This window comes from Acinetobacter sp. ACNIH3 (assembly GCF_002918965.1).
GTDB lineage: Bacteria > Pseudomonadota > Gammaproteobacteria > Pseudomonadales > Moraxellaceae > Acinetobacter > Acinetobacter schindleri.
On the sequence record NZ_PQLP01000096.1, the window covers coordinates 1 to 3259 of the forward strand.

Genomic DNA, 3259 nt, shown 5'->3' on the forward strand with positions numbered 1-3259 from the left:
TTAGCAACAGGAGGTGTTGCTGAATATATATCCATGTTCATGGATTAAGTCCCCACTTGTTTTTAGGTGGGAACTAAATTAAGGCTTATAGGATCGCTTGGTAAGGCTGTGTTAGCCGGATGCTTACGAGGCTGTTGATCTTTGAGTGAAAAATGAACGGCATAGCAACAAGGTATAATGGTTTCGCCAAAAATCAAAAATACCACCGAGAACGGACGTTGCTATGCCAAGGACAATGCTAACAGATAACGCCTAGGAAGCCCTAAAGCAAATACTTAAAGAGACAGGGCGTGTTTACAATAAATATGAACACCGAAATACACTGGAAGGCATACTTTATCGTATGCGCACAGGCATTCAGTGGCGAGATTTGCCTGAAAGTTCTACTGGGGATAAATGAAAATCCTCTATCTTTTTAATATCCTTAGGAGCAAACCAATATCTTATTGCGGTATTACAGGTTCGCGTACCTTCCGCTACTGGGCATTTTTCCCATACGTTAATTTTCTTTTTTTTATTATTTTCTTTTTCCACCTTTTTGATTGAATCTAAATCAGTAACTACCAAAGTCTTAAGTTCAAGAAAGTCGAGGAGTGGATAAAAAAGATGAGCATGAGCTCCTCCAGCTTCAATACAAGTTACATACTGGCTTGCTAATTTTTGATGTTCTGGTAAGGATTTATCAACTAATTCTCTGAGGCGAGGCATTAATAACCGTTCAGTTGTCCCCTCAACCATAATCACTTTATCTGCAAAATAAAGATCACACTTAGTCAGAGTCATGTATTTATGCAAGAACTCTTTATCAGTAACAGATATTGTTTGCATACCCTTTTTAAAATCTTTAACTTTAGTATTTCTAATACTTTTCACTGCATCTTTTTGGTTATAGAAATATCTTACTGCATCAAAACATGCCGCATTAGCAACATGAGAAGAATGTGTAGTAATAATAAACTGAACATTCCAAACGTCTTCTGCTGGATAGGCACTCGAAAGCTTTTGAATAGCAACATTTAATTGATTAATAAAAACTTCCTGCATCTGTGGATGCAAATGAGCTTCAGGTTCTTCAATGAATATCAAATGGGCTGAAGGGCGAGTAATTTGAGATCGGTAAATTTTGTGATAGCTTTCAAGTTGTAGCAGCATATAGATTAAATTTCGCGTACCAAGACCATTATATCCCTCAGGTAAATGCACACCATCTGTACCACTATAAACAACTTTTGTATGCCCAGACAAAAGTGCCTCTACATTTAATGAAGTTTCAGGCCTTAATTCAGTATCATTAAGACTTGGAAAACCCATCACCCCCATAACAGGTAATAACTTTTTGAGCATTTTGTCAAAATCACTTTGAACATTAAGCTCAATATCTTCAACAGATTTCTTTAATTTCGCAGCTAACTCTTGATCAGATTCTGTAGCCGTTGGTGCAGCAGCTGTTTTAAACAATTCACTAAGTAATTTTCCGATAACATCAGCCTCACCAAGCTTTGTCTTATCAAGAGTTCTTTGTGCTTGAACAAAGTTACATTGTAATAATGCTGCGAATGCTGAAGTATCCTCGAAATTTCTCTTATTAGACTTATCCGTCGGATCTATTGCACTAACATGCACTTCGTAAATTTTTGATAAGTTATTACGTAAACACTTAAAAAAATGTATTTGAGGTTCCATACCTACTGGTGGTTGAGGTATATCAAACAACAAATGCATTTTTGCTAAGACAGGCCTATATTCAATACAAGCAATCGCTGTTGTAGAGTCCATATCTAAATCAATGATAAATGGTGAAAGAGGCCCTAAAGTCGGGGCATCACTATCGTATCGAAATGTCAAAGAAAGAGTGATTATAGGCAGTGTATTATATATCTGCTCTGGACTTGCCCCCTCTTCTTTCAATTTTCTTGCATTTAAAAACTTCTCACGAGACAAACTAGAAAAATCTTCCAACCTAAAACGGGCTCCTGACTCACCACAAAAACAATCAAATATGCTAGTAAAAGATGTTTTTCCGCTATTATTTCGCCCTACAATCACAGTTGAATTCTTTTCTAATACAATCTCAATATCTTCAAGAAGTCTATACCCCTCAACTCTAACTTTTTCGATACGCATTGTTCCCCCCAAAATACATTGGTTATTGTAACTTTATCTATTTTTTCAAAGGTTTCGCCCAAGAAGAGCATGTAAATTATTTTGTGTACATTACGTTCTTTATAAATGATTTTTTAGCTAGTCGTCCACGCATTCGACAACTGCTCAGCTTGCTTCATCACAAGCTCAATCGCTTCAGCCGCTTTATCAGGCGGGTATTTCCATCGCTGCAAAGTACGACGTACTAATATTTTCAGCTGAGCACGCACACTATCCCTAACCTGCCAATCCACTGTCGTTGACTTCCTAAGCTTCTCTGTAATCTCTCGTGCGATCTGTTTCAGCGTATCGTCTCCAAGCTCTCTGACAGCACTTTCATTGTTTGCCAAAGCATCATAGAAAGCGATTTCATCAGGATTCAAACCAAGTGCAGCTTCACGCTGCATCTCTGCCTGAAATTCTTTTGCCATTTGAATGAGTTCTTCAATGACCTGAGAAGTTTCAATCGCTCGGTTATTGTATTTCCTCAAGGTTTCCTGCAAACGGTCAGAGAAGCGTTTTTCCTGTACCACATTGTTTCGCGTCTTTGCCTTAATGCCATCATTGAGTAACTTTTCCAGAAGTTCAACTGCCAAGTTACGGTATGGCATCTGCCGTACATCTTCCAAGAACTCATCTGAAAGCAAGCCAATATTAGGTTTATCCAAACCACACATTGCAAAGACATCTGTTACGCCATCAGCAATGACAGCATTGTCCAGAATCTGTTTTAGCGTACTGTCCTTTTCCGCTTGCGACAGTTTACGATCTACAGAGGTATGCTTGCTAATGACCGCTTTAATGGCTGAGTAAAAGGCAATTTCTTTGTGCAGGTTCTTCGCTTCATCCAAGGTGCTGCATAAAGAGAAGGCTTTATTGATTGCCAGAACTAAATCAAGAAAACGCTTTTTACCATCCTTTAAGGCTTTGTTGCACAAACCTATCTGTAAAGGGTTTTTCAGCGATATAATTTTCAAATGAAGAAGCCTACACACAAAATCTACCGCACAACCAATTGGCCCGCATATAACCGAGCACTCATGAGTCGCGGAAATATTGCCATTTGGTTTGATCCTGCTACGCAATGGTATGCGCCATCAAAAGGCAAACAAGGGCG

At 38.5% G+C, this 3259-nt stretch carries 1 protein-coding gene and 3 pseudogenes; 2 read left to right on the forward strand and 2 right to left on the reverse strand.

Translation table 11 applies throughout. From position 1 onward, the window contains the following. Positions 1–271: 271 nt before the first annotated feature. A pseudogene (locus C3420_RS16555) lies at positions 272–379 on the forward strand (transposase); the annotation flags it as partial. On the opposite strand, the gene C3420_RS16560 reads toward C3420_RS16555, so the two are convergent. Together C3420_RS16560 and C3420_RS16565 are read right to left on the reverse strand one after the other, a co-directional pair. Continuing rightward, entirely contained in the window at positions 358–2124 is a 1767-nt protein-coding gene (locus C3420_RS16560; RefSeq protein ID WP_002115233.1) for an ATP-dependent nuclease, read from the reverse strand. The pseudogene C3420_RS16555 and the gene C3420_RS16560 sit on opposite strands and share 22 nt — an antisense overlap. Before the next feature lie 113 nt (positions 2125–2237). Further along, positions 2238–3068 (reverse strand): annotated as a pseudogene (locus C3420_RS16565) (DUF3387 domain-containing protein); the annotation flags it as partial. Between the two features lie 51 nt (positions 3069–3119). On the opposite strand from C3420_RS16565, the pseudogene C3420_RS16570 reads away from it, so the two are divergent. Beyond that, positions 3120–3259, forward strand: a pseudogene (locus C3420_RS16570) (IS5/IS1182 family transposase); the annotation flags it as partial.